The sequence below is a fragment of the Mesorhizobium neociceri genome, from assembly GCF_013520985.1.
In the GTDB taxonomy this organism is placed as follows: domain Bacteria; phylum Pseudomonadota; class Alphaproteobacteria; order Rhizobiales; family Rhizobiaceae; genus Mesorhizobium; species Mesorhizobium neociceri.
The window spans coordinates 1-24,829 of record NZ_JACDTY010000003.1 but is presented as its reverse complement, the minus strand read 5'-3'; the positions used below and the strand labels follow the sequence as shown (position 1 = coordinate 24,829).

Genomic DNA, 24,829 nt, shown 5'->3' with positions numbered 1-24,829 from the left:
TAGCATCCCGGCCATGAAACCTTCGCGCGACATTTCCCGGCTGATCGAGATCATGGCAGCACTCAGGGCGCCGAAGACCGGCTGTCCCTGGGATATCGAGCAGGATTTCTCGACTATCGCTCCCTACACAATCGAGGAGGCCTATGAGGTGGCGGACGCCATTGCGCGCGGCAATCTCGACGATCTGCGCGACGAGCTTGGCGATCTCCTGCTGCAGGTCGTCTACCACGCGCAGATGGCGCAGGAGGCCGGCGACTTCGCCTTCAGCGATGTGGTTGAGGCCATCACCACCAAGATGATCCGCCGCCATCCGCATGTCTTCGGCGACGAAGAGGCGCGCAGCGCCGGCATGGCCAAGGGCATGTGGGAAAAGATCAAGGGTGAGGAAAAGGCTGAAAAGCGAAGCGCTCGCCTCGCCCGAGGCCTCGACCCGGAAGACAATGGCAAGGGGTTCCTGGACAGCGTGCCGGTTGCCCTGCCCGCTTTGACGCGAGCGTTGAAGCTGCAGGAAAAGGCTGCCCGAGTCGGCTTCGACTGGAGCGAGGCAGCCCCCATACTCGACAAGATCGAGGAAGAGATCGGCGAATTGCGCGAAGCGCTGGCCAAGGGCGAAACGGCCGAGATCAAGGACGAATTCGGCGACATGCTGTTTGCCGTCGTCAATCTGGGCCGTCACCTCAAGCTCGATTCCGAAGCTGCCCTCAGCGGCACCAACGAAAAGTTCCGCTCGCGCTTCCACTATGTCGAGCGCGCGATTGATGCGTCGGGAAGCACGCTGGAAAAAGCCACGCTGGACGAAATGGAAGCGCTCTGGCAGCAGGCCAAGGGCGCGAAATAAACGGGCTTATTGCCTGTTTTTGCGGTGCAATCGGCTTTCGATCTCTTGCCGGGCTGTGTGTGTGGCCTTGAGCGCGATGGTCGCGCTGCCATCCTCATTGTCTAACCGCGAAACGATGTCGCCATTGCGGTAGAGCCAGTCGACGAGGCCGAACTGCGCCGGCTCGATCGTCACCGTCAGCTCTTCCAGCTCGCCCGACATCCTGGTCTCGATCAGCGCCTTCAGCGCATCGATGCCTTCGCCGGTGACGGCCGAGATGGCGATCGGCGGCGCCTTGTTGGCGTCGACGCCATCGGCAAGCAGGCGTTCCCGGTTGCCATCGTCGAGCAGGTCGACCTTGTTCCATACCTCGATGACGCGCTTGGCATCGCCGGCATCGACGCCGAGATCGGCCAGGATGCGTTCGACATCCTCAGCCTGGGCGGCGGTGTCCGGGTCCGAAATATCGCGCAGATGGATGACCAGGTCCGCCTCGACCACCTCTTCCAGCGTGGCACGGAAGGCGGCGACCAGATGCGTCGGCAGATCGGAAATGAAGCCCACCGTGTCCGACAGGATGATCGGTGTGCCGTGCGGCAGGCGCACCCGGCGCAGCGTCGGATCGAGCGTGGCAAACAGCATGTCTTCGGCCAGCACGTCTGCTCCGGTCAGCCGGTTGAATAGCGTCGACTTGCCGGCATTGGTGTAGCCGACGATCGCCACCACCGGGAACGGCACCTTCTTGCGCTTGGCGCGGTGCAGGTCGCGGGTGCGGCGCACGGTTTCCAGCTCGTGTTTGAGCTTGATGATCTTTTCCTGCAACTGCCGTCGGTCGGATTCGATCTGGGTTTCGCCGGGGCCGCCGAGGAAGCCGGCGCCGCCGCGCTGGCGTTCAAGGTGGGTCCAGCTCCGCACCAGGCGGCCCTTCTGGTAGTTGAGATGGGCAAGCTCGACCTGCAGCGTGCCTTCCTTGGTCCGGGCGCGCTCGCCGAAAATCTCCAGGATCAGCCCGGTGCGGTCGAGCACCTTGGCGTTGAATTCCTTCTCGAGATTGCGCTGCTGCACCGGCGTCAGCGGATGGTCGACGATGACCACCTCCGCGTGCCCTTCTTTGACGATCTCAGCGAACTCCGCGACCTTGCCGCTGCCGAGCAAGGTTGCCGGGCGTGGATCGTTGACGGTCACAACCGCCGTGTGGATCAGATCGAGGTTGATGGCGCGGGCAAGGCCGACCGCTTCGTCGTGGCGCGCGTCGGCCGAACGCGTCAGCCGTGGCCGGTTTGTTTCGTCATCGTTGCGCTGATGCCGGGTAAGCGCCGGCACAATGACAACCGCCCGGGTCGGACCTTGGGCTTCCGTCCCGGGGTGATGCGCTGGTTTCCCGCGAACACTTCGGTCCGCGTCTTTCTCACGTGCCAATCAGGCGCCCTGGCTTTCCTCGCCATCGAACATCTGAACCGGCTGGCTCGGCATGATCGTGGAAATGGCATGCTTGTAGACGAGCTGGGAGTGGCCGTCACGGCGCAGCAGAACACAGAAATTGTCGAAGGAAGTGACCACGCCGGTCAGCTTGACGCCGTTGATGAGAAAGATGGTGAGTGGATTTTTGCTCTTGCGAACAGAATTCAGGAACAGGTCCTGAAGGTTTTGCGATCGTTCCGCCATTGTTCTTGTCTTTCGCCGATCCCCTTCGGTTTGCAGGCCAATGCGCCAAATTAGCGGGCACATGTCAAGCTTGCAAACACCCCCTTGCCGTCAGTAACGACAACCAGAACGAGATATATTGATGTGCAGTCCGTCTGTGCGGTTATCAGGCTGGACTTTTTTCCGCAACGTCAAAAAAGGCTTGCCGCAATGAAAGTGTTATTGAGCCGGGATGGCCATTGGCGACTGCGGCGCCGTCAATTGCCACCACCGGCATGGCAATTGTCGTTGCCGAACTGATGAAAGCTTCGCGCGCCGCCTTGGCCTCGGCGACCGAAAAAACCCGTTCCTCGATCTTCAAACCGAGCTTGGCCGCCACCTCGAACATGGTGGTGCGGGTGATGCCGCGCAGGATGCCGTGCTCGGCCGGCCGGGTGACCAGAACGCCGTCCCGGGTGACGATCCAGGCATTCGACGAACCGCCTTCCTTGACGTTGCCGTCGGTGTCGACGAACCAGGCTTCCTGGGCGCCGGCTTCCTTGGCCTTCTGCTTGGCCAGCACATTGGGCAGCAGGCCGGTGCTCTTGATATCGACCCGGTCCCAGCGGTTTTCCGGCACGGTGATGACCTTGATCCCAGTCTCGGCCCGCTTGGCGGCCGCCGCCGGGTCGGCTTTTCTGGCCGTGATGACCAGCGACGACAGCGTACCGTCCGGGAAAACGAAATCGCGGCTGGCAACGCCGCGCGTCACCTGGACATAGACCAGGCCGTTGACGACGTGGTTGCGGCGCACGACTTCGCGCAGGAGAAGCGGCAGCACGCCCTTGGTGACCGGCCAGTCGATCGACAGTTCGCTCAGCGAACGGTTCAGCCGGGCCAGATGGCGCGGCATGTCGACGATATAGCCTTGCGCCACCTCGCAGACCTCATAGACGCCGTCGGCGAACTGATAGCCGCGATCCTCGATATGCACGGCGGCGTCGGCATGGGCGACATAGCGCCCGTTCACATAGGCAATGCGCGGCATCGGCAATCCCTCAGAAAAATCCCGGCATTTCTAGGCGATTCCGCCGCTGCCGTAACCGGCAATTGCATCGGCCACGGCCCGCTGGACCAACAACAATGGGGATCAGACCCCCAGCGACTTCAGCTTGCGGTGCAGCGCCGAACGCTCCATGCCGATGAACTCCGCCGTCTTCGAGATGTTGCCGCCGAAACGGTTGATCTGGGCGATCAGATAGTCCTTCTCGAATTGTTCGCGGGCTTCACGCAGCGGCAGCGCCATGATGTGCTGGTCCGACTGGTTTGGCGTGCGTGGCATGACGTCGCCGATCTCCGACGGCAGAAGGTCGGCGGTGATCGGTGCATCAACATCGTCGCCGCGCGCCAGGATCATCAGCCGTTCGACATTGTTGCGCAGCTGGCGGACATTGCCCGGCCAGTTGTGCGCCTGCAGCACGGCCAGCGCATCGTCGCCGATGCGGCGTGGCTTGATGCCGGCCTGGCGTGCGATCTGCTTCATGAAATTGTCGACGAGATAGGGAATGTCCTCGCGCCGCTCAGCCAGGCCCGGCACCATGACCGGAACCACCGCCAGACGGTGATAGAGGTCTTCGCGGAAACGGCCGTCGGCGATCATCGCTTCGAGGTTCTGCGAGGTCGAGGAAATGATGCGGACGTCGACCTTGACCCGCTTGGTACCGCCGACCCGCTCAAATTGCTGCTCGACCAGTACGCGCAAAATCTTGTTTTGCGTCTCGCGCGGCATGTCGGCGACTTCGTCGATGTAGAGAATACCGCGGTGCGCCTCCTCCAACGCGCCGACCTTGCGCTCCGTGCCGTTCGATTCGGTACCGAACAGCTCGATTTCCATGCGCTCGGGCGTGATGTTGGCCGCACTCAATGTCACGAACGGCGCGCCCTTGCGCGTCGACAGCGTGTGGATGGCGCGCGCGGCGAGTTCCTTGCCCGAACCGGACGGACCGATGATCATGACGCGGCTGTTGGTCGGCGCGACGCGCTCGATGGTCTGGCGCAGCTGGCTCATCGCCGACGACATGCCGATCAGATCGAAGGTTTCGCCGCTCCGCTGCTTCAGGTCGGAAACCTCACGCCGCAGTTTTGACGTCTCAAGCGCTCGCTCGGCAATCAGGATCAGCCGGTCAGCCTTGAACGGCTTCTCGATGAAATCATAGGCGCCACGGCGGATGGCCGACACCGCTGTCTCGATATTGCCGTGGCCGGAGATCATCACCACCGGCAGGCTCGGATGCATGGTCTTGATCTCGTCGAGCAGCGCCAGCCCGTCCAGGCGCGAGCCCTGCAGCCAGATGTCGAGGAAAATCAACCGCGGCGCACGATCAGCAATTGCCGCCAGCGCGCTGTCGGCATCGAACGCCGTGCGGGTTTCATGCCCCTCGTCGCTCAATATGCCCGCGACGAGTTCACGGATGTCTTCCTCGTCATCGACGATGAGAATATCAGACGCCATTACCGACCTTTTCAGTTTCTCTTTCGCGTTCCGTTTCGCCTAGACCGCGTGGCGGCGCGGTTACGGCAGCTGGCGGCAGGATGATCGAGACCATCGCGCCTCTCCCACCATGGAAATCCGGCGGCGCATCGTGCAGTTCGAGGCGCCCACCATGGTCTTCCACGATCTTCTTGACGATGGCGAGACCGAGCCCGGTCCCCTTCTCGCGTGTCGTCATATAGGGCTCGAGCAGCCTTTGGCGATTCTCGCGCGGCAAGCCTTTGCCATTGTCGATTACGTCGATTCGTATGGCGCCATCTTGGCGCCCGGCTTGAATCCGAATTGTGCCGTCCGAACGGTCCTTTGCATCAAGTCCGTCAATGGCCTCGGCGGCGTTCTTGATGACATTGCCGAAGGCTTGCGCCATCAGCCGGCTGTCGAAGGTACCCTTGAGCGGCTCGCTGCCGAAAACACGCTCGAAGGCAATGTCGGCACGGCTGACTTCGACCAGGAAAGAGGCCTCGCGCAACGATTCGCGCAGATCGATGGCCTTCATTTCGGGTTTCGGCATGCGGGCGAAAGCGGAGAATTCGTCGACCATGCGGCCGATGTCCTCGACCTGCCGGATGATCGTGTCGGTGCACTGATCGAAAATCTCGCGGTCCTCGGTGATGACCTTGCCGAAGCGGCGTTTGATGCGTTCGGCCGAGAGCTGGATCGGCGTCAGTGGGTTCTTGATTTCATGGGCGATGCGCCGCGCCACGTCCGCCCAGGCCGACGAGCGCTGCGCCTGGACCAGATCGGTGATGTCGTCGACCGTCACCACATAGGATTTTTCGTCCTCGCCGTCGTCGCCAGCCTCGATGGTGATCTGCACATTGAAGGTGCGCTCGGCCCCAGCGCGGTAGAAGGTGACCTGCTCGCGATAGACCGGCTTGCCGGATTTGCGGCCGATCTCGAAGACCCGGCCGACATGCGGCAGCACGGCCGACAGGTTCTGCCCGAGCGCCGCCGTGGCCGATATGGCCAACATCGTTTCGGCCGACTTGTTGACGATGGTGACGATGCCGTATGGATCGACGCCGATGACGCCTGCGGTGACGCCGGCCAGCACCGCTTCCGAGAAACGCCGCCGCTCATCGATCAAATCCTTGGCTGACAGGATCTCGTTGCGCTGGGATTTGAGTTCCAACAGCATCTTGTTGAACGTATCGCCGAGCGAAGCGACATCACCGTCGGAAGGTCGCACCGGCACGGCGACATCGAGATTGCCGGTGGCAACCTCGTCGGCCGCGCCGATGAGCTGGCGAATGGGCCGCACCAGACGGTCGGCCACCGCTATGCCGGTCCAGATGGCCGACAGGATGATGATCAGCGTCAGCGACAGATAAGGCAGCGCAAACGCCACCTGCGAGGTCCGCCTGTTCTCTTCCAGGCCGCGATATTCTGCTGTGTTGGACTGGACGATCTGCCGCGCCTTGATCACCTCGGGATCGACGAGGCGAATGGTGTAGAGGTAGAGGCCTTCGATCTCGCGCAATTTGACGATGGCACCCATGATGTTGCGCGTCTTCGGCTCGATCAGCACCGGTTTGCCGTCCGCCGCACTCGCCACGGCCCCTTCCGGCGGCTCCGGCATGGCGAAATTCGTATTGGTCTTCGCGCTCATGACGAAAGAGCCATCCGGCTTGATCAGCGCCGCATGCGCCAGGGTCCTGCCCACGGCCTCCTTGTTCATCAGGTCGAGAAAGCCGGTTCGATCGAGGCCGTAAAGCGTGCGCGAGGCGTCGAGGTCGTAGGCCATCGACAGCGTCGTGCCCTGAAGATTGCGAGCATTTTCCTGCACATAGGCGTCAGCGATCGACAGCGACGAATTGACGATCGTCTTGGTGCGGATCTCGAACCAGCGGTCGAGGCCAATATCGAGCGTGATCGAGGCAATGATGGCCACCATGATGGCGGGGATGGCGGCGACTAGCGCAAACATCGCCACGATGCGCACATGCAGCCGCGACGCCGCCTTGCCGTGCCGGCGCGCCATGACGATGCGGTGCACCTCGCGGCCGACCAGGGCGATCAGCGCCAGCACGAACACGGCGTTGACGGCAATCAGCGTCAGCGTCGTGGTTGCATCCGGTGTGATCGGCGTCGCGCCGACCAGGATCGCAAATGAGATTGCGGCTGTAACCAGCGCACCGGCGATTGCGACAACGCCGGGCAGCGCAAGCAGCCGGCGTCCATCCCTTCCGCCGGGCCTGCTGAAAAGCGGTTCGTTTGATGTCAGAGCTTGCGAAGCCATGTCGCCGTCTAAGAGCCAGTGATTGCGTCGGATGTATGCAACGCATTGTGGCGATTATGCAACAAGTGTGGCCGTGACGGAAATCTTTCGGCGGCCGATCCCCTGAAAAGGGGATAACCCGACGTCACTTCGAACGGTACACGCTCACGACCGCGACGATTTGTAGACGTTGACGCCGAGTTCGCGAATCTTCTTGCGCAGCGTGTTGCGGTTCAAGCCCAGCAATTCGGCCGCCTTGATCTGGTTGCCGCGCGTTGCCGTCATGGAAGCCAGCACCAGCGGATATTCGACCTCGGACAGGATGCGCTGATAGAGGCCGGCCGGCGGCAATTCGCCGGCGAAAGAGGCAAAATAGCGCTGCAGGAAGTGCTCCACCGCCTGGCCGATGGAGAGATCGTCCGGGATCAGATTGCCGCCGCCGGGAACGACCGGCCTTTCGCCTGTCTTCAGCTCGGCTTCGATGATCTCGGCGGATATTTCGTCCTGCGAATAGAGCGCGGCAAGCCGGCGCACCAGGTTTTCCAGTTCGCGCACATTGCCCGGCCAGGGATAGCGCTTCATCAATTCGATGCCGCCGGTCGAAATGCGCTTGGTCTGCAGACCCTCGCTGGCGCCGATCTTGAAGAAATGCCGCACCAGATCGGGAATGTCTTCCGACCTCTCACGCAAGCCCGGCAGCCGCAGCGGCACGACATTCAGCCGATAGAACAGATCCTCGCGGAAAAGCCCCTGGTTGATCAGCGTGCGCAGATCCTTGTTGGTGGCGGCGACGATGCGCACATCCGTCTTGATCGGCGTGCGCCCGCCAACCGTAGTGTATTCGCCCTGCTGCAGCACGCGCAGCAGCCGCGTCTGCGCTTCCATCGGCATGTCGCCGATCTCGTCGAGGAACAGCGTGCCACCCTCGGCTTGCTCGAAACGGCCGGTCGAGCGGTTCTGTGCGCCGGTGAAGGCGCCCTTCTCATGCCCGAACAGCTCCGATTCGATCAAATCACGTGGGATCGCCGCCATGTTGATGGCGACGAACGGACCGCCGCGGCGGCGGCCATATTCGTGCAGCGCGCGGGCCACCAGTTCCTTGCCGGTCCCGGACTCGCCCGAGATCATCACCGTCAGATCGGTCTGCATCATGCGCGCCAGCATGCGGTAGATGTCCTGCATGGCGGCCGAGCGGCCGACCAGCGGCATGGCGTCAGGCTGCTCTTCCGGCCGGGTGTCGATTTTCGGCCGCCTCGGCTCGGATAGCGCGCGGTTGACGATGCTGAGCAGTTCAGTCAGGTCGAACGGCTTCGGCAGATACTCGTAAGCGCCTGTTTCGGAAGCACGAATCGCGGTCATGAAGGTGTTCTGCGCGCTCATCACGATGACCGGCAGTTCGGGCCGCGCCTTCTTGATGCGGGGCAGCATGTCGAAGGCGTTTTCATCAGGCATCACCACGTCGGTGATCACCAGATCGCCCTCGCCGGCAGCCACCCAGCGCCACAGCGTCGAGGCGTTGGAGGTCACGCGCACCTCATGGCCGACGCGCGACAGCGCTTGGTTGAGCACGGTGCGGATGGCCGCATCGTCGTCGGCGACGAGAATATTGCCGCGAACCGTCATTTGCGGTCTCCTTCGCCTTCATCATCAGAAGTGTCGATCGGTGCTTCTTTCCAGGCCGGCATCAGGATGCGGAAGGTGGTGCCGCGGGGCGTCGAATCGCATTCGATAATGCCGCCATGCTCGCCGACGATTTTCGCCACCAGCGCCAGGCCGAGCCCCGAGCCGTTGGGCTTGGTGGTGATGAACGGGTCGAACAGGATCGGCAATATGTCTTCCGAAACGCCCGACCCATTGTCACGCACGCAGAATTCCAGCGGCAGCGAGACACGGTCCTGCGTTCCCGGAACGGAGACACGGATGCCCGGGCGGAACGCGGTCGACAGAATGATCTCACCTTGCGGATCGCCGCCGATGGCCTCGGCGGCGTTCTTGACCAGGTTCAGAAACACCTGGATCAACTGGTCGCGGTTGGCGAAAACCGGAGGCAATGATGGATCATAGTCCTCCAATATCCTGATTCTTTTGGCAAAACCGTTCTTGGCGATCGCCTTTACATGGTCCAGCACGACATGGATGTTGACGGGATAGCGATCGATCGGCCGCTCGTCGGAAAACACCTCCATGCGGTCGACCAGGGAGACGATACGGTCGGTCTCGTCGGTGATCAGGCGGGTCAGCGCGCGATCCTCGTCGGAAGCCGACAATTCGAGAAGCTGCGCTGCGCCGCGTATGCCGGACAGCGGGTTCTTGATCTCGTGCGCCAGCATGGCGGCAAGGCCGGTGACCGAACGCGCGGCACCGCGATGCGTCATCTGCCGGTCGATCTTGTCGGCCATCGAGCGTTCCTGGAACATCACCACGACGGAGCCCGGAAATTCCGGCACCGGGGCGACATAGAGATCGACGACCTTTTCGATGCCGAGACGCGGCGACGACACGTCGACACGGTACTCGTTGACCGGCGCGCGGCGCTCGCGCACCTGGTCGACCAGCTGTAAAAGCGGGCTGCCGAACGGGATCAGCTTGGAAAGCGTGTTGCGGGCAAGCATGTTGGCGCTCGAGCGGAAGAAGTCTTCCGCATCGGCATTGGCGTAGGTGATGAAGCCTTCGAGGTCGACCATGATCACCGGACGGCGGATGGTGTTCAGCACGATACTGGCGGCATCCGCCATGTCGGTGCTCGGTGCGACGGAGGCGTTCATGCAGCGCTCCGCATGGGCGTGGTCTCGCCTTCACAGGAAAACACCTCACGCAGCGCGGCGTTGACGTGAGCGGGATCGAACGAAGTGAGGATGGCTTTGCGCCGTTCGTTGGAGACGTCGGCTGCATGGCGGTCGAGATACCAGCCGAGATGCTTGCGCGCCTGGCGCAGGCCGCTCTCGATGCCATAGAGCGCCAGCATGTCCTCGTAATGGGCGGCAATATAGTCGGCCATGGCTTTCGGGCTGTCCGGCACGCCGGAGGGCGCCTCGCCGGCAGCCGTCGCGGCAACGCGGCCCGCCGTCCACGGCGCGCCGTAATGCGCCCGGCCGATCATCACCGCATCGGCGCCCGACTGTTCGAGGATTTCTGCGGCAGCCTCAGGCGAGCCGACATCGCCATTGGCAACGACCGGGATCGAAACAGCATCCTTGATGCGGGCGATCGCGCCCCAGTCGGCCTTGCCCTGGTAGAACTGGCAGCGCGTGCGGCCATGCACCGTCACCATTTTGACGCCAGCCTCTTCAGCGCGACGCGCCAGAGCCGGCGCATTGAGGGCTTTCTCGTCCCAGCCGAGCCGCATCTTGACCGTAACCGGCACCTGGACTGCACCGACCACCGCCTCGATCAGCGACAGCGCGTGGTCGAGATCGCGCATCAGCGCCGAGCCGGCATAGCCCCCGGTCACCTTCTTGGCCGGGCAGCCCATATTGATGTCGATGATGTCGGCGCCCTCGCCGGCGGCGATGCGCGCACCCTCGGCCATATGCGAGGCCTCGCGGCCGGCAAGCTGGACCATGTGGACGGGCAGCCCGGAATGACGGATGCGCAGGTCGCAGCCGGCCCTGCCCTTGGCAAGCTCGCCGCTCGCCACCATTTCCGACACGACCAAGCCTGCGCCATGCGCGTAGGCGCGCTGCCGGAACGGCTCGTCCGTTATCCCAGACATCGGCGCGAGGAAGACGCGATTGCGTATCCTTACGCCGCCGACATCGAGCGGCGAGGCCAATTTTGTCACTTCAGGCATGCACAAAAACCAAGCATATCAGATTGCTGCACATTCTCTAGCCATAAGAAAGGCATTGTGCAACGCGCAATGACGTCACAATGCGGCGCATTTGGGAAAATGCTGGCCTTAGCCATGAGCCGCGACTAAGCCTCTCGGCATGACAGAAGCAAGCGAAAAACTGGTCGGGCTCGCGACCGACAAGGTCGGCGTGGTGATCGTCGCCGCCGGCCGCGGCGCGCGCGCCGGACAGGCCGACGGGCCGAAACAATATCAGCGCATCGGCGGCCGCGCCGTCATCGCCCGCACGCTGGAGACGTTCCTGGCACACCCTGAGATTGGCCCAGTCGTCGTTGCCATCCACGCCGATGACCGCGCGCTTTTCGACAAGGCAGCCGGCGCCAATGCCGAACGGGTCACCACCGTGGTCGGCGGCGAGTCGCGCCAAGCTTCGGTTCGGCTGGGACTGCTCGAACTGAGGGGCCAAGCGCCGGGCCGTGTCCTCGTGCACGATGCGGTGCGGCCTTTTGTCGACACGGCCCTGATCGACCGCACCATCGCGGCCATTGGCGAGCGCCAGGGCGCGCTGCCGGCGCTGCCCGTCGCCGACACGCTGAAGCGCGAGTCAGCCAGCGGAATGATCGAGGAGACGGTGCCGAGGGCCGGCCTTCATGCCGCTCAGACACCGCAAGGCTTTCCGTTCTGGCCGCTGCTCGCCGCACACGAAAAGGCCCATCACCTCGGCAAGACGGATTTCACCGACGATGCCGCGATCGCCGAATGGGCGCACATTCCGGTCAAAATCGTCCAGGGGTCGCCGGACAATGTCAAACTCACCTGGGCAAAGGATATTGCGATGGCGGATCAGCGGCTTACCGGCGAGCGTTTTCCCGACATCCGCACCGGCAATGGCTATGACGTGCATGCCTTCGAGCCCGGCGACCATGTCACTCTGTGCGGCGTTGCCATTCCGCACGGCAAAAAGCTGTCGGGACATTCGGATGCCGATGTCGGCCTGCACGCGCTGACCGACGCGCTGCTTGCCACCTGCGGCGCCGGCGACATCGGCACGCATTTCCCGCCTTCCGATCCGCAATGGAAGGGCGCGGCTTCAAAAATCTTCGTCGAACATGCGGCCAGGCTGGTGCGCGAACGCGGCGGGCGCATCGCCAATGCCGACATCACGCTGATCTGCGAGGCGCCGCGCGTCGGCCCGCATCGCGACGCCATGACGAAAGCGCTGTCGGCGATGCTGGGCATTTCCAGCGATCGCATCTCGATCAAGGCGACGACCAATGAAAAACTCGGCTTTGTCGGCCGTGAGGAAGGCATAGCAGCCATCGCCACCGCCAGCGTCGTCTTCCCTGGGGAGGTCCCGGCATGAGCAACGGCGACCTCGCAAACGCCCTGCTCCAGGCCTGCCAGCAGCGCGGCATCATGCTGGCGACCGCCGAAAGCTGCACCGGCGGCATGATCATTGCCGCCCTCACCGACATTGCCGGCTCGTCCGCCGTCGTCGACCGCGGCCTCATCACCTATTCCAACGAAGCAAAGATGGAGATGCTCGGCGTCTCTGCCGCCACGCTCGAAGCGCATGGCGCCGTCTCGCGCGAAACGGTTCTGGAGATGGCGGCAGGCGCACTGGCCCGCTCGCACGCCGGTCTGGCGCTTGCCGTCACCGGCATTGCCGGCCCCGGCGGCGGCTCGCCGGACAAGCCGGTCGGCCTGGTCTGGTTCGGCGTTGCGCTGCGGGGTGGGCCTGTAGCCGCCGAGCTCAATCTGTTTGCCGACAATGGCCGCGACTTCATCCGCAGCGAGACGGTCAAGCATGCGCTGGAGATCGGCCTGCGCGCGCTCGGCGACACTCAAGAAATGGGCGTCGTTCCATAGATCACGTCGGCGCGCTTTTCGAAGGCTTCGGAAAACATGCGGAAGGCGCGATCGAACATGGTGCCCATCAGCGCGCCGAGGATGCGGCTCTTGAACTCGTAGTCGATGAAGAAGCGGACGCTGCAGCCACCGCCATCGGCCGCCTCGAATCGCCAGATGTTGCTCAGATATTTGAACGGCCCATCGATGTATTTGACGTCGATTGTGTTCTCGTCCGGCTTCAACAGCACCTGCGTCGTAAAGGTCTCGCGGATCGCCTTGTAGCCGATGCTCATATCGGCGACGAGAATGGTGCGGCCGTCACGCTCCTTGCGCGAGCGCACCGTCAGCGCCTCGCAAAGCGGCAGAAATTCAGGATAGGTCTCGATATCGGCGACCAGCGCAAACATCTGCTCCGGCGTGTGGGCAACGCGGCGGGTGGCTTCGAATTTCGGCATTAATGCATGTCGCTCAAAAGTGGCCCCGGTTTTGAGAACACGACATGCATCACTTAAAGCAGGGCGTTGGCTGCTTTTTTGAGCTGCGCCTCGCGCGCCGCCCGCAGCCTGGCGAAATCGTCGCCGGCGTGATGCGAGGAGCGCGTCAGCGGGCTCGACGCCACCAGCAGGAAACCCTTGGTCTTGCCGATCGTCGCGAAGGAGTTGAACTCCTCCGGCGTGACGAAGCGGATCACCGGATGGTGCTTCTTCGACGGCTGCAGATACTGGCCGATGGTCATGAAGTCGACATTGGCCGAACGCAGGTCGTCCATAAGCTGCAGGATCTCGTTCCGCTCTTCGCCGAGGCCGACCATGATGCCGGATTTGGTGAAGATCGACGGATCAAGCTCCTTGACCCGCTGCAGCAGCCGGATCGAGTGGAAATAGCGCGCGCCCGGACGCACCGTCAGATAGTTCGACGGCACTGTTTCGAGATTGTGGTTGAAGACGTCGGGCTTGGCGGCCACGACGATCTCCAAGGCGCCTTCCTTGCGCAGGAAATCGGGCGTCAGGATTTCGATCGTCGTCAAAGGCGTCGCTGCACGGATGGCGCGGATGACCTCGGCGAAATGCTGCGCCCCGCCATCGGCAAGATCGTCACGGTCGACCGAGGTGATGACGACATGGGTCAGCCCCATCTGCTTGACGGCGTGCGCGACGCGCGCCGGCTCATCGGCGTCGAGCGCGTTCGGGATGCCGGTGGCGACATTGCAGAAGGCGCAGGCGCGCGTGCAGATCTCGCCCATGATCATGAAGGTGGCGTGCTTCTTCTCCCAGCATTCGCCGATATTGGGGCAGCCGGCCTCTTCGCACACCGTCACCAGCTTGTGCGACTTCACGATCTCGCGCGTTTCGGCATAGCCCTTGGACACTGGCGCCTTGACGCGGATCCAGTCGGGTTTGCGCAGCACCTCCTGGTCGGGCTTGTGCGCCTTCTCGGGGTGCCGCAGGCGCGGCGCGTTGGCGATCGTGTCGAGAACAGTGACCATCTCAAACCTGATTTGTTGGCATCCGCCCGTCGGCGTTCGCCTTCCTGACGTCATCTAGGACTTTTCGGAGTAAAGAAAAAGGCCGCGGCGGCGCATGCCGCCACAGCCTTTTTCGCATAGCGGGGCTCTAGCGGCGAATGAGCCGCCCGGCGAAGATGAGCAGGCAGGCGCCGATGAAGCCGGTGATTAGATAGGCGAGCCAGCCGACGCCGAAGGGCTCGATGTTGAGCGCCCGGAGAATTGCGTTGAGCACCACCGCGCCGACAATGCCCATAATGATGTTCATCAAGATGCCGGTGTTGCTCTTCATGACCATTTCGGCCAGCCACCCGGCCAAGCCGCCGATGATGATGGCTGCAATCCAGCCCACGCCATTCACGTCCATATGCCAACTCCTCCTGTGTCAGGTGAAAATGCAACCGGATACGAACTGCCTTGCCGTCAGAGCTCTCCGGCGCATGCGTCTGAGTCTCGCGCGGCGAATCTATCATGCGTTGAGCGCGCGCCCATAGGCGTCGAGCACGCTTTCCTTCATCATCTCCGACAGCGTCGGATGCGGGAAGATGGTGTGCATCAGCTCTTCTTCGGTCGTTTCGAGGTTCATCGCCACGACAAAGCCCTGGATCAGCTCCGTCACCTCGGCGCCGACCATATGGGCACCGAGCAACTGACCGGTCTTCTTGTCGAAGATGGTCTTGATGAAACCCTGGTCCTCGCCGAGCGCGATCGCCTTGCCGTTGGCGCCGAACTGGAAGCGGCCAACGCGGATGTCCTTGCCTTCGGCTTTCGCCTTGGCTTCGGTCAACCCGACCGAAGCGACCTGCGGATTGCAGTAAGTGCAGCCCGGGATCTTCAGCTTGTCGGTCGCATGCACACCGGGGAAGTTGGCGATCTTTTCGATGCACACCACGCCTTCATGCTCGGCTTTGTGCGCGAGCATCGGCGGCCCGGCGACATCGCCAATGGCGTAGATGCCCGGCACGTTGGTCTTGCCGTAGCCGTCAACAACTACGCAGCCGCGGTCGGTCTTCACGCCGAGCGTCTCAAGGCCGAGATTCTCGATGTTGCCCTGCACGCCGACGGCCGAAATCATGCGGTCGGCGGTGATCTTCTCGACCTTGCCGTCCTTCATCTCGACATGCGCCGTAACGGAATTCGCACCCTTCTCGACCTTGGTCACCTTGGCCTCAAGGATGATTTTCATGCCTTGCTTCTCGAACTGCTTCTGCGCGAATTTCGAGACCTCGGCGTCCTCGACTGGCATCACTGCCGGCAACAGTTCGACTACCGTCACCTCCGCGCCCATGGTGCGGTAGAACGAGGCGAATTCGATGCCGATGGCGCCGGATCCCATCACCAGCAGCGATTTCGGCATTTCCTTCGGCACCATGGCCTCGAAATAGGTCCAGATCAGCTTGCCGTCCGGTTCGATGCCGGGCAGCGCACGCGGCCGCGCGCCGGTGGCGAGAATGATGTGTTTGGCGGTGTAGGTGCCCTCGCCCTTGACGCCTTTCGGCACCGGCGGCTGCGGCTCCATCGGCTTCTTGGCGGTCTTGGAGACGACGATTTCGCCGGGCTTGGAGAGCTTGGCCTCGCCCCAGATGACGTCGACCTTGTTCTTCTTCATCAGGAAGGCGACGCCGCCATTAAGCCGCAGCGAAACCTTGCGCGAGCGGTCGACGACGGCCGCGGTATCAGCGCTGACCTTGCCGCCTTCGAGCTTCAGGCCATAGTCTTTGAGATGGTCCGAGTAGTGCATGATCTCGGCCGAGCGCAGCAGCGCTTTGGTGGGGATGCAGCCCCAGTTGAGGCAGATGCCACCGAGATGCTCGCGCTCGACGATCGCCGTCTTGAAGCCGAGCTGGGCGGAACGTACCGCCGTGACATAGCCGCCGGGGCCGGAGCCGATGATGATGACGTCGTAGGATTCTGCCACGGGGTTTCTCCCTGATTGTCTTTGTCTAGAGTTCCAGCATCACGCGCACCAGCGGCGCCAAGGCCTCACCTATGTTGCGCGTGTTTTCCGCATCGAGATGGACACCGTCGAGCGGTGTGGTCGTGGCCACCGTGCCGGCATCGAAAAAGCCGCAGCCTGCTTCGTCGGCCAGGATCGAATATTGCGGCGCCAGCCGCTTCGAGGCCTCATCGCCGCCTGCAAACATTTCCTTGAATTCGGCATTGTCCGTGCGGCTGACCGCAGGCGGCGCCACGATCAGGATCTGCGGCGCGGCCCAGTCGAACGGGTAATCGTGGCCGCGCACGATGTCGATCAGCCGCTGCACGCCTTGCTTGGCCGCGACCGGATTGCCATGGATCCACGGCTTCATGTCGTTGGCGCCGAGCATGATGACGATCAGGTCGATTGGCGCATGGCTGGTCAGGATTGTCGGCAAAAGCCTGGCGCCGTTACGATCCGCTCCGGCCAGATGGTCGTCGAAGGCCGTGGTGCGGCCGTTCAGGCCTTCGGCAATGACCTCGATATCATCGTCGTCCAGCGCCGCCTTGAGTACGCTCGGCCAGCGGTCTGCCAGAGCGTGGCGCCCGAGGCTCGCCGCGTCATAGCCCCAGGTCAGGGAATCGCCATAGCAGAGAATCGTCTTCATGCACTTGCCTCGCCTCTGCCAAAATCCGCCTGCCCGCGCATGACCCGCCAGCGTACGAACAGCCAATGCACCGCGATCGTAACCAGGCTCGGCAGAACCAAACCCGCGATGATTGGCAGGTTCCCTCCCCAATCGCGTCCCTCGGGCGGTTGGGAAAAAGTCCAGCCGATCAAGCCGAAACCGATCAGCACGAACAACACGAATGTACCGATCCCCACCCAATTGATGGCATTGAGGGGATTGGGGAAAAACTGCGCAATGAAAAACAACATTGTCACGACAGTGGTGACCAACCCGCACGCGATGAACACGAGAATGTATTCCTCGTGCGCATCTGTGTTTATCGCCAACCCCACTGCAACGATGGCGCCGACAAGCAAAGACAGGAAGAAGGCCATGAAGGAGGTGAAGAATGTCCGCACCACCCTTTTCCTTCCCTAGACCAGCATGCCCATCGGGTTTTCGATCATGCGCTTGAAGGCGACCAGAAGTTCGGCGCCGAGCGCACCATCGACGGCGCGATGATCGGTCGACAGCGTCACCGACATGACGTTGGCGATCTTGATCTCACCATTCTTGACCACCGGGCGCTGCTCACCGGCACCCACCGCCAGGATCGTCGCATGCGGCGGGTTGATGACGGCGGCAAAGTCCTTGATGCCGAACATGCCGAGATTGGAGACCGCCGTGGTGCCGCCCTGATATTCCTCGGGCTTCAGCTTGCGGCTGCGGGCGCGGCTAGCCAGATCCTTCATCTCGTTGGAGATGGTGGACAGCGTTTTTTCGTCGGCATGGCGGATGATCGGCGTGATCAGGCCGCCGGGGATCGACACGGCAACGCCGACATCGGCATGCTTGTGCTTGACCATGGCGGTGTCGGTCCACGATGCATTGGCATCCGGCACCGCCATCAGCGCCATCGCCATCGCCTTGATTACCATGTCGTTGACCGACAGCTTGTAGACGGGCGCCTCGCCCTTCTCGGTCTTCTTCGTCGGAGCAGCGGCATTCAACTGCGTGCGCAGCGCCAGCAGCGCGTCGAGCTCGCAATCGAGCGTCAGGTAGAAGTGCGGGATGGTTGTCTTCGCCTCGACCAGCCGGCGCGCAATGGTCTTGCGCATATTGTCGTGCGGGACGAGCTCGTAGGAGCCTTCTGCGAACAGTTTCAGCACCTGCTCGTCGGACATTGCCTTGGGTGCCGCAGCCGGCGCAGGCGCTGGAGCGCTGGCAGGTGCGGCTTTCGCGGCCGGTGCCGCCTTTGCGCCGCCGCCGGCAATCGCCGCCTCGACATCGGCCTTGACGACGCGGCCATGCGGGCCGGTGCCGGTCACGGCGGACACATCAACGCCGGCATCCTTGGCGATGCGACGAGCCAGCGGCGAAGCGAAGGTGCGCTCGCCATCGACGTGACCATTGGCGACCGGGGCGGCCTTGGCCGGCGCAGGCGCCGCGGCAGCGGCTTCCGGCTTTGCTGCCTCGGCCTTCGGCGCTTCAGCTTTCGGAGCCTCAGCTTTCGCAGGCGCAGCATCGCCGCCACCCTTTGCCGCTGCACCCGCATCCTCGCCTTCGCCGGCCAGAATGGCGATCAGCGCATTGACCTTGACGCCTTCGGTGCCGGCCGGAACCACCAGCTTGGCGACCGTGCCTTCATCGACGGCCTCGACTTCCATCGTCGCCTTGTCGGTCTCGATCTCGGCGATGACGTCGCCCGGCGAAACCTTGTCGCCCTCTTTCACGAGCCACTTCGAAAGATTGCCCTCTTCCATCGTTGGCGAGAGCGCCGGCATGGTGATGTTGATTGGCATGATGTTCTCCCGACCGGCTCAGCGATACGTGACGGCTTTGACCGCCTCGATGACCTCGCCGACATTGGGCAAGGCCAGCTTTTCGAGGTTGGCCGCATAGGGCATCGGAACGTCCTTGCCGGCAATGGTGATGACCGGCGCGTCGAGGAAATCGAAGGCGCGCTGCGACACCTGGTTGGCGATATGGTCGCCGACCGAGCTTTGCGGGAAACCTTCTTCCACCACGATCAGGCGGTTGGTCTTCTTCACCGAGGCGATGACGGTGTCGAGGTCGAGCGGGCGGATGGTCCTGAGATCGATGATCTCGGCATCGATGCCCATGCCGCGCAGCTCGGCTTCCGCCTTGATGGCGTAAGTCATGCCGATGCCGAACGACACGATGGTGACGTCTTTGCCCTGCTTGTGGATGCGCGCCTTGCCGATCGGCAGCACGAAATCATCAAGCTTCGGCACGTCGAAGGATTGGCCGTAGAGGATTTCGTTTTCGAGGAAGATGACCGGGTTCGGGTCGCGGATCGCCGCCTTGAGCAGACCCTTGGCGTCGGCGGCCGTGTAGGGCATCACCACCTTCAGGCCGGGAATGTGGCTGTACCAGGCGGCGTAGCACTGCGAATGCTGGGCGCCGACGCGGGCCGCGGCCCCGTTCGGTCCGCGGAATACGATCGGCGCGCCCATCTGGCCGCCCGACATGTAAAGCGTCTTGGCCGCCGAGTTGATGATCTGGTCGATCGCCTGCATGGCGAAGTTGAAGGTCATGAATTCGACGATCGGCTTCAAGCCTGCCATCGCCGCACCAACGCCGACGCCGGCAAAGCCGTGCTCGGTGATCGGCGTGTCGACGACGCGGCGAGGGCCGAATTCCTGCAGCAGGCCTTGCGTGATCTTGTAGGCGCCCTGGTATTCGGCGACTTCCTCGCCCATGACGAAGACGTCACCGTCGCGGCGCATCTCTTCGGCCATGGCATCGCGCAGTGCCTCGCGCACCGTGGTCGAGACCATCTCGGTGCCGGCCGGAACGTCGGGATCGGCGGCGACTTCGGTTTTCGGCGCGGCGGCAACAGGAGTTGGCTTGGCGGCCGGAGTGGCCTCTTCGGCCGGGGCTTCAGCCTTTGCCGGCGCTTCGGCCTTGGCAGGCGCCGCGGTCTTGCTGGCATCGGCGGCACTTTCGCCGTCCTGCAGCAAAATGGCGATCACCGCATTGACCTTGACGCCTTCGGTGCCGGCGGGAACCACGATCTTGCCGATCGTGCCTTCGTCGACGGCTTCGACTTCCATCGTCGCCTTGTCGGTTTCTATCTCGGCGATCACGTCACCGGCGACGACCTTGTCGCCCTCGTTCTTCAACCACTTGGAAAGATTGCCCTCTTCCATGGTCGGCGAGAGAGCGGGCATGAGAATTTCGATCGGCATGTCCTTGCCCTCCCGTTACAATACGATGTCGGTCCAGAGCTCGGACGGATCCGGCTCGGCGTCGTGCTGGGCGAATTCGGCGGCGTCGGCGACGATGTCGCGGACCTGCTTGTCGATATTCTTGAGCTCGTCTTCGTCGGCCCACTTCTTGCCGATCAGCCGTGCCTTGACCTGCTCGATCGGGTCGTGATCGGAGCGCATCTTCTGCACTTCTTCCTTGGAGCGGTATTTTGCCGGGTCAGACATGGAATGGCCGCGATAGCGGTAGGTCTGCATTTCCAGGATAATCGGCCCATTGCCGGCACGGCACCATTCGGTCGCCTGATCGCCGGCGGATTTGACCGCACGCACATCCATGCCGTCGACCTGGATGCCGGGAATCTTGAATGATGCGCCGCGATGCGAAAAATTGGTTTCGGCCGACGAACGCGACACCGAAGTGCCCATGGCGTAGCGGTTGTTTTCGATGATGTAGATCACCGGCAGCTTCCACAGCGAGGCCATGTTGAAGCTTTCATAGACCTGGCCCTGATTGGCCGCGCCGTCACCGAAATAGGTCAGCGACACATTGTTGTTGTCGCGGTAGCGGTTGGCGAAGGCCAGGCCCGTGCCGAGCGAAACCTGCGCGCCGACAATGCCGTGGCCGCCGTAAAAATGCTTCTCCTTCGAGAACATGTGCATGGAGCCGCCCTTGCCCCTCGACAGGCCGCCGCGGCGTCCGGTCAGCTCGGCCATGACGCCGCGCGGCGAAAGCTCCATCGCCAGCATGTGGCCATGGTCGCGATAGGCGGTAATCATCTGGTCGCCCTGGATCAGCGCCATCTTCATGCCGGTGACGACCGCTTCCTGGCCGATATAGAGGTGGCAGAAGCCGCCGATGAAGCCCATGCCGTAGAGCTGGCCGGCCTTTTCCTCGAAGCGGCGGATGAGCAGCATGTGCCGGTAGGCGGCAAGCTCCTCGTCCTTGGTGAACTCGGCTGGTTTGGGGGCGGCAAGCCCCGTTGATTTGGCGGATGTCGATTTGACGGATTTGGCAGGCGCTTTTTTGGCGGCGGTGGCCATGCATCACTCCCTGTTGGCGTCTCTTTGCGGACACTAAAGCAGATCAAGTCTGCTCTGGGGAGGATCAGCTCCTCCCCACCGATTTAAAAGAAGCTAACATGCGAGAACGCGTTTCGCCATGCAGAAAAATGCATGGCTGGCATGCGTCTAAACGTTTAGAATCATTGGTGATAACAGCGATTAACTGGAATTCAGTTATTTCGGATTCGTCGGCAGCATGATGGTGATTTCATCGGCCTGGGACAGATTGAGCGCTCTGCGCGCCTGCTCGTCAAGCATATCCTTTTCAAGTGTGCCCTCATGCATGAGCTGGACACGACGCTCCAGATCGACCCGGCGCGCCTTGATGGCATCGTACTTGGCCTGCAGTTCGACGGTCTGTGCTTCGAGCTGGTATTTGGAATAGATGCCGAATTCGCCATGATAGGCATGAAAGCCGAAATAGGCGAGGAACGCCACGCAAAGCGACGGGATGATCAGCCGGCCGGTGTTTCTCTGCTTGTGCTGGCGTGTCCACATGGTCGCAATCCTTTGACCGCCCTATGTCGCCCGATTGTGCTTAATGGACGGTTACGGGCAGACGGATTTGGCAACAACGGCCATGAAAAAGGGCGGGAAAAATCCCGCCCTCGTCATGTCAGCCAATGCGGCAGAATTTACGCTTTGACCACCGACTTGCCGGCGTAGCGCGCCTGCTTGCCGAGCTCTTCCTCGATGCGGATCAGCTGGTTGTACTTGGCCATGCGGTCGGAGCGCGACAACGAGCCGGTCTTGATCTGCCCGCAATTGGTGGCGACGGCGAGATCGGCGATAGTCGAATCCTCGGTTTCGCCCGAACGGTGCGACATGACGGCGGTGTAGCCGGCCTTGTGCGCGGTCTCGACGGCGTCGAGCGTCTCGGTCAGCGAGCCGATCTGGTTGACCTTGACCAGGATCGAATTGGCGACGCCCATGCGGATGCCGTCGCGCAGCCGCGCCGTGTTGGTGACGAACAGGTCGTCGCCGACCAGCTGCGTCTTCTTGCCGATCAGGTCGGTCAGGTACTTCCAGCCTTCCCAGTCGTCCTCGGCCAGGCCGTCCTCGATCGAGATGATCGGATAGTCGGCGGCAAGCTTGGCCAGGTATTTGGCCTGCGCCTTGGGATCGCGGGTCTTCTTCTCGCCTTCATAGACGTAATTGCCGTCCTTGAAGAATTCGGTCGCCGCGCAATCGAGGCCGAGCGCGATCTCTTCGCCCGGCTTGAAGCCGGCCTTTTCGATCGATTCCATGATGAAATCGAGAGCCACCGGCGCGCTCTTCAGGTTCGGGGCAAAACCGCCTTCGTCACCGACATTGGTGTTGTGGCCGGCATCCTTGAGCTTCTTGCGCAGCGTGTGGAAGACTTCCGAACCCCAGCGCACGCCTTCGCGCAAAGTCGGTGCGCCGACCGGCAGGATCATGAACTCCTGGAAGTCGATCGGGTTGTCGGCATGCGCACCGCCATTGATGATGTTCATCATCGGCACCGGCAGCAAATGCGCCTTGGTGCCGCCGACATAGCGGTACAGCGGCAGGCCGGCGGCTTCCGCCGCTGCCTTGGCGACAGCCAGCGACACGCCGAGGATGGCGTTGGCGCCGAGCCGGCTCTTGTTGGGCGTGCCGTCGAGCTCGATCATGGTCTGGTCGATGTGGATCTGGTTTTCGGCTTCCATGCCGCCGATCGCCTCGAACAGCTCGCCGTTGACAGCCTCGACTGCCCTCAGCACACCCTTGCCGAGATAGCGGGCACCGCCATCGCGCAGTTCGACGGCTTCATGCGCGCCGGTCGAGGCGCCGGACGGCACCGCGGCGCGGCCCATCGAGCCGTCTTCGAGAACTACGTCGACCTCGACGGTCGGATTTCCACGGCTGTCCAGGATTTCACGCCCGATAATGTCGATGATGGCGGTCATTGCGATGTCCCCGATTGATCGATTAAGCGTCGCGCCCCTCTTAGCCAAAGTGCCGCAAAAGGCAATCGGGGCGCTTGCAAATAGTGCCGCGTCAGCGATTCACGAAGCGCAAATTTCTGTCATCATAATTCATGCATGGCGTGGCCGTTTCTGGTTTATGGTCGCATTCGCGCGGGGCGAAACAGGAGGAGTTTCGCCATGTCTGAGTTGAGCGGTATTGTGAGTTTGTTCCTCATCGCGGCGGCGTTCCTGACGTCATGCGACACCCAGCAGCCGCCAAAGGCGGCAACGCAGTTGTCGACGCTTTACGCCGCAGAATAGGAACCGTGTATTGCGGTGAAAGGGCCCCCGATTACGGGGGCCCTTTCACGTCAGGCGTCAGCGCGCCGGATCAATGCCAATAAGGCGTGACCCTGTAGTAGTCATAGGAAGCGTCACGTGCGGCCTCGCCATCGGCGCCGGCCAGTTCATTGATCGAATAGGATGGAGCCGCTTTCAACTGATCCTTGGAGAACGGCACGACATAGCCGCCTCTGTCCTCGTCATAGTCGAGGCTCGCCCAAGGAATGGCGTGATATTTCTCGCCAATGCCGAGAAAACCGCCAAAGCCAATCACAGCGAACATGATGCCGTTCGACGTCTTGTCGAGCATGATGTCCTCGATGCTGCCGATGCTCTTGCCTTCGGTGTTGTAGACCGACGTGCCGATGACGCGCGAAGCCGCGATGGCTTCGGTGTGGCCTGTCTGGGTGGTCATGTCTGATGCTCCTCATTGTCGTTGATCGTACTTTGACAATGAGGGGCGCGGGCGAAAGTTCCCGTTTTTTTCAGAGCATGATCCCGAAAAGTGGGAACCGGTTTTCTCGGACAAACGGGACCGTTTTGTCCGGAGATCATGCTCCAACAAGGAGTTGCCAGGCGCTCAGTCCGCGAGGATGAAAGTCACCTTCATATTGACGCGATAGGCCGCGATCTTGCCGTCCTCGACGACGATCTTCTGGTCCTGGATCCAAGCGCCTTCGACGTTCTTCAGCGTCTTTGAGGCACGCGCAATTCCCTGCTCGATGGCGTCCTGAAAGCTCTTCGTCGACGACGACGTGATTTCGGTAACGCGGGCAACAGACATGGCTTCCTCCTGCCAAGACGCTCATTTGCAAGGAGCAGCCTACAGCCGGCTTATGCCTTCCACAAGCGTCGGCGCCCAAAGGGGCATTGTCACGCCACCGCCCGGCATGGCATTGAAAGAACGTCCGGTCTTTGGTGAGGCGGCAATGGCTCGAAGGCGCAGTCAGCAGCCAGCAGCGGCGCAGCCGCCGGAACCGGCGGTCGACGCCAATGCGGCCACTGCGTCCAGCGGCTATTTCTTTGCCGGCGCCATGCTGCTGATCGCGATCCTGATCCCCTGGTATTTCGAACTGCCGCTCAATTTCAATGTCACCGACGGCGAATTCAATCCGCTCGTCTTCGTCCCCGTCGTGTTCGCGGTCATTGGCCTCTATTCGCTGCCGAAGGCGATCCGCGACACGCTGCGCGTGCGCGAGTTCGGCGCAACGACGCTAGAGCGGTTCACGACTTGATGGAATCGAAGGGGATTCCCGATTTGTCGGTTTTGTGATTCAAGATGCTGGCTGGAGTGGAGGCCAGCATCTGATGACCCGACCTCTTTCCAATGATCTTCGCGA

At 62.3% G+C, this 24,829-nt stretch carries 26 protein-coding genes; 5 read left to right on the top strand and 21 right to left on the bottom strand.

Annotated features, from left to right (window positions below):
- Positions 1-13: 13 nt before the first annotated feature.
- Positions 14-838, top strand: a complete 825-nt coding sequence (mazG, locus tag H0241_RS08010) for a nucleoside triphosphate pyrophosphohydrolase (protein WP_181056902.1) — start codon at positions 14-16, stop codon at positions 836-838.
- A 6-nt stretch (positions 839-844) separates the two neighbouring features.
- On the opposite strand, the gene hflX is transcribed toward mazG, so the two are convergent.
- From hflX to dusB, 8 genes are all read right to left on the bottom strand, one after another.
- The gene (gene hflX / locus H0241_RS08005) at positions 845-2,236 is read right to left on the bottom strand and encodes a GTPase HflX (protein ID WP_181056901.1); all 1,392 of its coding nucleotides are present in this window, start codon (positions 2,234-2,236) and stop codon (positions 845-847) included.
- The gene (gene hfq / locus H0241_RS08000; RefSeq protein ID WP_006202172.1) at positions 2,237-2,482 is read right to left on the bottom strand and encodes an RNA chaperone Hfq; all 246 of its coding nucleotides are present in this window, start codon (positions 2,480-2,482) and stop codon (positions 2,237-2,239) included.
- Between the two features lie 145 nt (positions 2,483-2,627).
- Positions 2,628-3,488, bottom strand: a complete 861-nt coding sequence (locus tag H0241_RS07995; protein WP_181056900.1) for a D-amino-acid transaminase — start codon at positions 3,486-3,488, stop codon at positions 2,628-2,630.
- Positions 3,489-3,590: 102 nt separating this feature from the next.
- A complete protein-coding gene (ntrX, locus tag H0241_RS07990; RefSeq protein WP_181056899.1) occupies positions 3,591-4,952 on the bottom strand; it encodes a nitrogen assimilation response regulator NtrX in 1,362 nt (453 codons plus the stop codon).
- Positions 4,942-7,230, bottom strand: a complete 2,289-nt coding sequence (locus H0241_RS07985; protein WP_181056898.1) for a sensor histidine kinase NtrY-like — start codon at positions 7,228-7,230, stop codon at positions 4,942-4,944. The genes ntrX and H0241_RS07985 overlap by 11 nt, the downstream gene beginning before the upstream one ends.
- A gap of 144 nt (positions 7,231-7,374) precedes the next feature.
- Positions 7,375-8,832 (bottom strand): nitrogen regulation protein NR(I), encoded by a 1,458-nt coding sequence (gene ntrC / locus H0241_RS07980; protein WP_181056897.1) that lies wholly within the window; start codon positions 8,830-8,832, stop codon positions 7,375-7,377.
- The gene (locus tag H0241_RS07975) at positions 8,829-9,974 is read right to left on the bottom strand and encodes a two-component system sensor histidine kinase NtrB (protein ID WP_181056896.1); all 1,146 of its coding nucleotides are present in this window, start codon (positions 9,972-9,974) and stop codon (positions 8,829-8,831) included. The genes ntrC and H0241_RS07975 overlap by 4 nt, the downstream gene beginning before the upstream one ends.
- Complete coding sequence (gene dusB / locus H0241_RS07970) at positions 9,971-10,999, bottom strand: tRNA dihydrouridine synthase DusB (RefSeq protein WP_181056895.1); 1,029 nt, start codon at positions 10,997-10,999, stop codon at positions 9,971-9,973. The genes H0241_RS07975 and dusB overlap by 4 nt, the downstream gene beginning before the upstream one ends.
- Positions 11,000-11,138: 139 nt before the next feature.
- Between dusB and H0241_RS07965 the strand changes: the two genes are divergently transcribed.
- The gene (locus H0241_RS07965) at positions 11,139-12,362 is read left to right on the top strand and encodes a bifunctional 2-C-methyl-D-erythritol 4-phosphate cytidylyltransferase/2-C-methyl-D-erythritol 2,4-cyclodiphosphate synthase (protein ID WP_181056894.1); all 1,224 of its coding nucleotides are present in this window, start codon (positions 11,139-11,141) and stop codon (positions 12,360-12,362) included.
- A complete protein-coding gene (locus H0241_RS07960; RefSeq protein ID WP_181056893.1) occupies positions 12,359-12,868 on the top strand; it encodes a CinA family protein in 510 nt (169 codons plus the stop codon). The genes H0241_RS07965 and H0241_RS07960 overlap by 4 nt, the downstream gene beginning before the upstream one ends.
- Here the strand turns inward: H0241_RS07960 and H0241_RS07955 are convergent.
- The 11 genes from H0241_RS07955 to eno all read right to left on the bottom strand — a co-directional run bounded on the left by H0241_RS07955 (position 12,844) and on the right by eno (position 23,147).
- Positions 12,844-13,305, bottom strand: coding sequence for a type II toxin-antitoxin system RatA family toxin (locus tag H0241_RS07955; protein ID WP_181056892.1), 462 nt, complete (start codon positions 13,303-13,305; stop codon positions 12,844-12,846). The genes H0241_RS07960 and H0241_RS07955 overlap by 25 nt on opposite strands.
- A 53-nt stretch (positions 13,306-13,358) precedes the next feature.
- Positions 13,359-14,336, bottom strand: a complete 978-nt coding sequence (gene lipA / locus H0241_RS07950; protein WP_181056891.1) for a lipoyl synthase — start codon at positions 14,334-14,336, stop codon at positions 13,359-13,361.
- Between the two features lie 127 nt (positions 14,337-14,463).
- Positions 14,464-14,721, bottom strand: a complete 258-nt coding sequence (locus H0241_RS07945; protein WP_181056890.1) for a GlsB/YeaQ/YmgE family stress response membrane protein — start codon at positions 14,719-14,721, stop codon at positions 14,464-14,466.
- A gap of 102 nt (positions 14,722-14,823) precedes the next feature.
- The gene (lpdA, locus tag H0241_RS07940) at positions 14,824-16,272 is read right to left on the bottom strand and encodes a dihydrolipoyl dehydrogenase (protein ID WP_181056889.1); all 1,449 of its coding nucleotides are present in this window, start codon (positions 16,270-16,272) and stop codon (positions 14,824-14,826) included.
- 25 nt (positions 16,273-16,297) lie between these two features.
- A complete protein-coding gene (locus tag H0241_RS07935) occupies positions 16,298-16,939 on the bottom strand; it encodes an SGNH/GDSL hydrolase family protein (protein WP_181056888.1) in 642 nt (213 codons plus the stop codon).
- Positions 16,936-17,361: a hypothetical protein gene (locus H0241_RS07930; protein WP_181056887.1), complete on the bottom strand. Its 426-nt coding sequence runs from the start codon at positions 17,359-17,361 to the stop codon at positions 16,936-16,938. Before H0241_RS07930 ends, H0241_RS07935 begins: the two co-directional genes overlap by 4 nt.
- Positions 17,362-17,376: 15 nt before the next feature.
- Positions 17,377-18,744 carry a pyruvate dehydrogenase complex dihydrolipoamide acetyltransferase gene (locus H0241_RS07925; RefSeq protein WP_181056886.1) on the bottom strand — a complete coding sequence of 456 codons (1,368 nt, stop codon included), beginning with the start codon at positions 18,742-18,744 and terminating at the stop codon, positions 17,377-17,379.
- 18 nt (positions 18,745-18,762) lie between these two features.
- A complete protein-coding gene (locus H0241_RS07920; protein WP_181056885.1) occupies positions 18,763-20,154 on the bottom strand; it encodes a pyruvate dehydrogenase complex E1 component subunit beta in 1,392 nt (463 codons plus the stop codon).
- 15 nt (positions 20,155-20,169) lie between these two features.
- A complete protein-coding gene (gene pdhA, locus H0241_RS07915; protein ID WP_181056884.1) occupies positions 20,170-21,216 on the bottom strand; it encodes a pyruvate dehydrogenase (acetyl-transferring) E1 component subunit alpha in 1,047 nt (348 codons plus the stop codon).
- A 195-nt stretch (positions 21,217-21,411) separates the two neighbouring features.
- Entirely contained in the window at positions 21,412-21,735 is a 324-nt protein-coding gene (locus H0241_RS07910) for an FtsB family cell division protein (protein WP_181056883.1), read from the bottom strand.
- A 137-nt stretch (positions 21,736-21,872) separates the two neighbouring features.
- Complete coding sequence (gene eno / locus H0241_RS07905; protein WP_181056882.1) at positions 21,873-23,147, bottom strand: phosphopyruvate hydratase; 1,275 nt, start codon at positions 23,145-23,147, stop codon at positions 21,873-21,875.
- A 198-nt stretch (positions 23,148-23,345) separates the two neighbouring features.
- Between eno and H0241_RS36120 the strand changes: the two genes are divergently transcribed.
- Entirely contained in the window at positions 23,346-23,468 is a 123-nt protein-coding gene (locus H0241_RS36120) for a hypothetical protein (protein ID WP_023688444.1), read from the top strand.
- A 70-nt stretch (positions 23,469-23,538) separates the two neighbouring features.
- On the opposite strand, the gene H0241_RS07900 is transcribed toward H0241_RS36120, so the two are convergent.
- Together H0241_RS07900 and H0241_RS07895 are read right to left on the bottom strand one after the other, a co-directional pair.
- Positions 23,539-23,904, bottom strand: a complete 366-nt coding sequence (locus tag H0241_RS07900) for a PRC-barrel domain-containing protein (RefSeq protein ID WP_181056881.1) — start codon at positions 23,902-23,904, stop codon at positions 23,539-23,541.
- Between the two features lie 165 nt (positions 23,905-24,069).
- Complete coding sequence (locus H0241_RS07895) at positions 24,070-24,273, bottom strand: dodecin family protein (protein WP_181056880.1); 204 nt, start codon at positions 24,271-24,273, stop codon at positions 24,070-24,072.
- A gap of 145 nt (positions 24,274-24,418) precedes the next feature.
- Here H0241_RS07895 and H0241_RS07890 point away from each other — a divergent pair, with 145 nt between their 5' ends.
- Positions 24,419-24,724, top strand: a complete 306-nt coding sequence (locus tag H0241_RS07890) for a hypothetical protein (protein ID WP_181056879.1) — start codon at positions 24,419-24,421, stop codon at positions 24,722-24,724.
- The last annotated feature ends 105 nt before the right edge of the window (positions 24,725-24,829 follow it).

Coding starts and splice junctions, on each gene's coding strand:
- mazG (WP_181056902.1), top strand. CDS start 14: ATGAAACCTTCGCGCGACATTTCCCGGCTGATCGAGATCATGGCAGCA.
- hfq (WP_006202172.1), bottom strand. CDS start 2,482: ATGGCGGAACGATCGCAAAACCTTCAGGACCTGTTCCTGAATTCTGTT.
- H0241_RS07995 (WP_181056900.1), bottom strand. CDS start 3,488: ATGCCGCGCATTGCCTATGTGAACGGGCGCTATGTCGCCCATGCCGAC.
- ntrX (WP_181056899.1), bottom strand. CDS start 4,952: ATGGCGTCTGATATTCTCATCGTCGATGACGAGGAAGACATCCGTGAA.
- H0241_RS07985 (WP_181056898.1), bottom strand. CDS start 7,230: ATGGCTTCGCAAGCTCTGACATCAAACGAACCGCTTTTCAGCAGGCCC.
- ntrC (WP_181056897.1), bottom strand. CDS start 8,832: ATGACGGTTCGCGGCAATATTCTCGTCGCCGACGACGATGCGGCCATC.
- H0241_RS07975 (WP_181056896.1), bottom strand. CDS start 9,974: ATGAACGCCTCCGTCGCACCGAGCACCGACATGGCGGATGCCGCCAGT.
- dusB (WP_181056895.1), bottom strand. CDS start 10,999: ATGCCTGAAGTGACAAAATTGGCCTCGCCGCTCGATGTCGGCGGCGTA.
- H0241_RS07965 (WP_181056894.1), top strand. CDS start 11,139: ATGACAGAAGCAAGCGAAAAACTGGTCGGGCTCGCGACCGACAAGGTC.
- H0241_RS07960 (WP_181056893.1), top strand. CDS start 12,359: ATGAGCAACGGCGACCTCGCAAACGCCCTGCTCCAGGCCTGCCAGCAG.
- H0241_RS07955 (WP_181056892.1), bottom strand. CDS start 13,305: ATGCCGAAATTCGAAGCCACCCGCCGCGTTGCCCACACGCCGGAGCAG.
- lipA (WP_181056891.1), bottom strand. CDS start 14,336: ATGGTCACTGTTCTCGACACGATCGCCAACGCGCCGCGCCTGCGGCAC.
- H0241_RS07945 (WP_181056890.1), bottom strand. CDS start 14,721: ATGGACGTGAATGGCGTGGGCTGGATTGCAGCCATCATCATCGGCGGC.
- H0241_RS07935 (WP_181056888.1), bottom strand. CDS start 16,939: ATGAAGACGATTCTCTGCTATGGCGATTCCCTGACCTGGGGCTATGAC.
- H0241_RS07925 (WP_181056886.1), bottom strand. CDS start 18,744: ATGCCAATCAACATCACCATGCCGGCGCTCTCGCCAACGATGGAAGAG.
- H0241_RS07920 (WP_181056885.1), bottom strand. CDS start 20,154: ATGCCGATCGAAATTCTCATGCCCGCTCTCTCGCCGACCATGGAAGAG.
- pdhA (WP_181056884.1), bottom strand. CDS start 21,216: ATGGCCACCGCCGCCAAAAAAGCGCCTGCCAAATCCGTCAAATCGACA.
- H0241_RS07910 (WP_181056883.1), bottom strand. CDS start 21,735: ATGTGGACACGCCAGCACAAGCAGAGAAACACCGGCCGGCTGATCATC.
- eno (WP_181056882.1), bottom strand. CDS start 23,147: ATGACCGCCATCATCGACATTATCGGGCGTGAAATCCTGGACAGCCGT.
- H0241_RS36120 (WP_023688444.1), top strand. CDS start 23,346: ATGTCTGAGTTGAGCGGTATTGTGAGTTTGTTCCTCATCGCGGCGGCG.
- H0241_RS07900 (WP_181056881.1), bottom strand. CDS start 23,904: ATGACCACCCAGACAGGCCACACCGAAGCCATCGCGGCTTCGCGCGTC.
- H0241_RS07895 (WP_181056880.1), bottom strand. CDS start 24,273: ATGTCTGTTGCCCGCGTTACCGAAATCACGTCGTCGTCGACGAAGAGC.
- H0241_RS07890 (WP_181056879.1), top strand. CDS start 24,419: ATGGCTCGAAGGCGCAGTCAGCAGCCAGCAGCGGCGCAGCCGCCGGAA.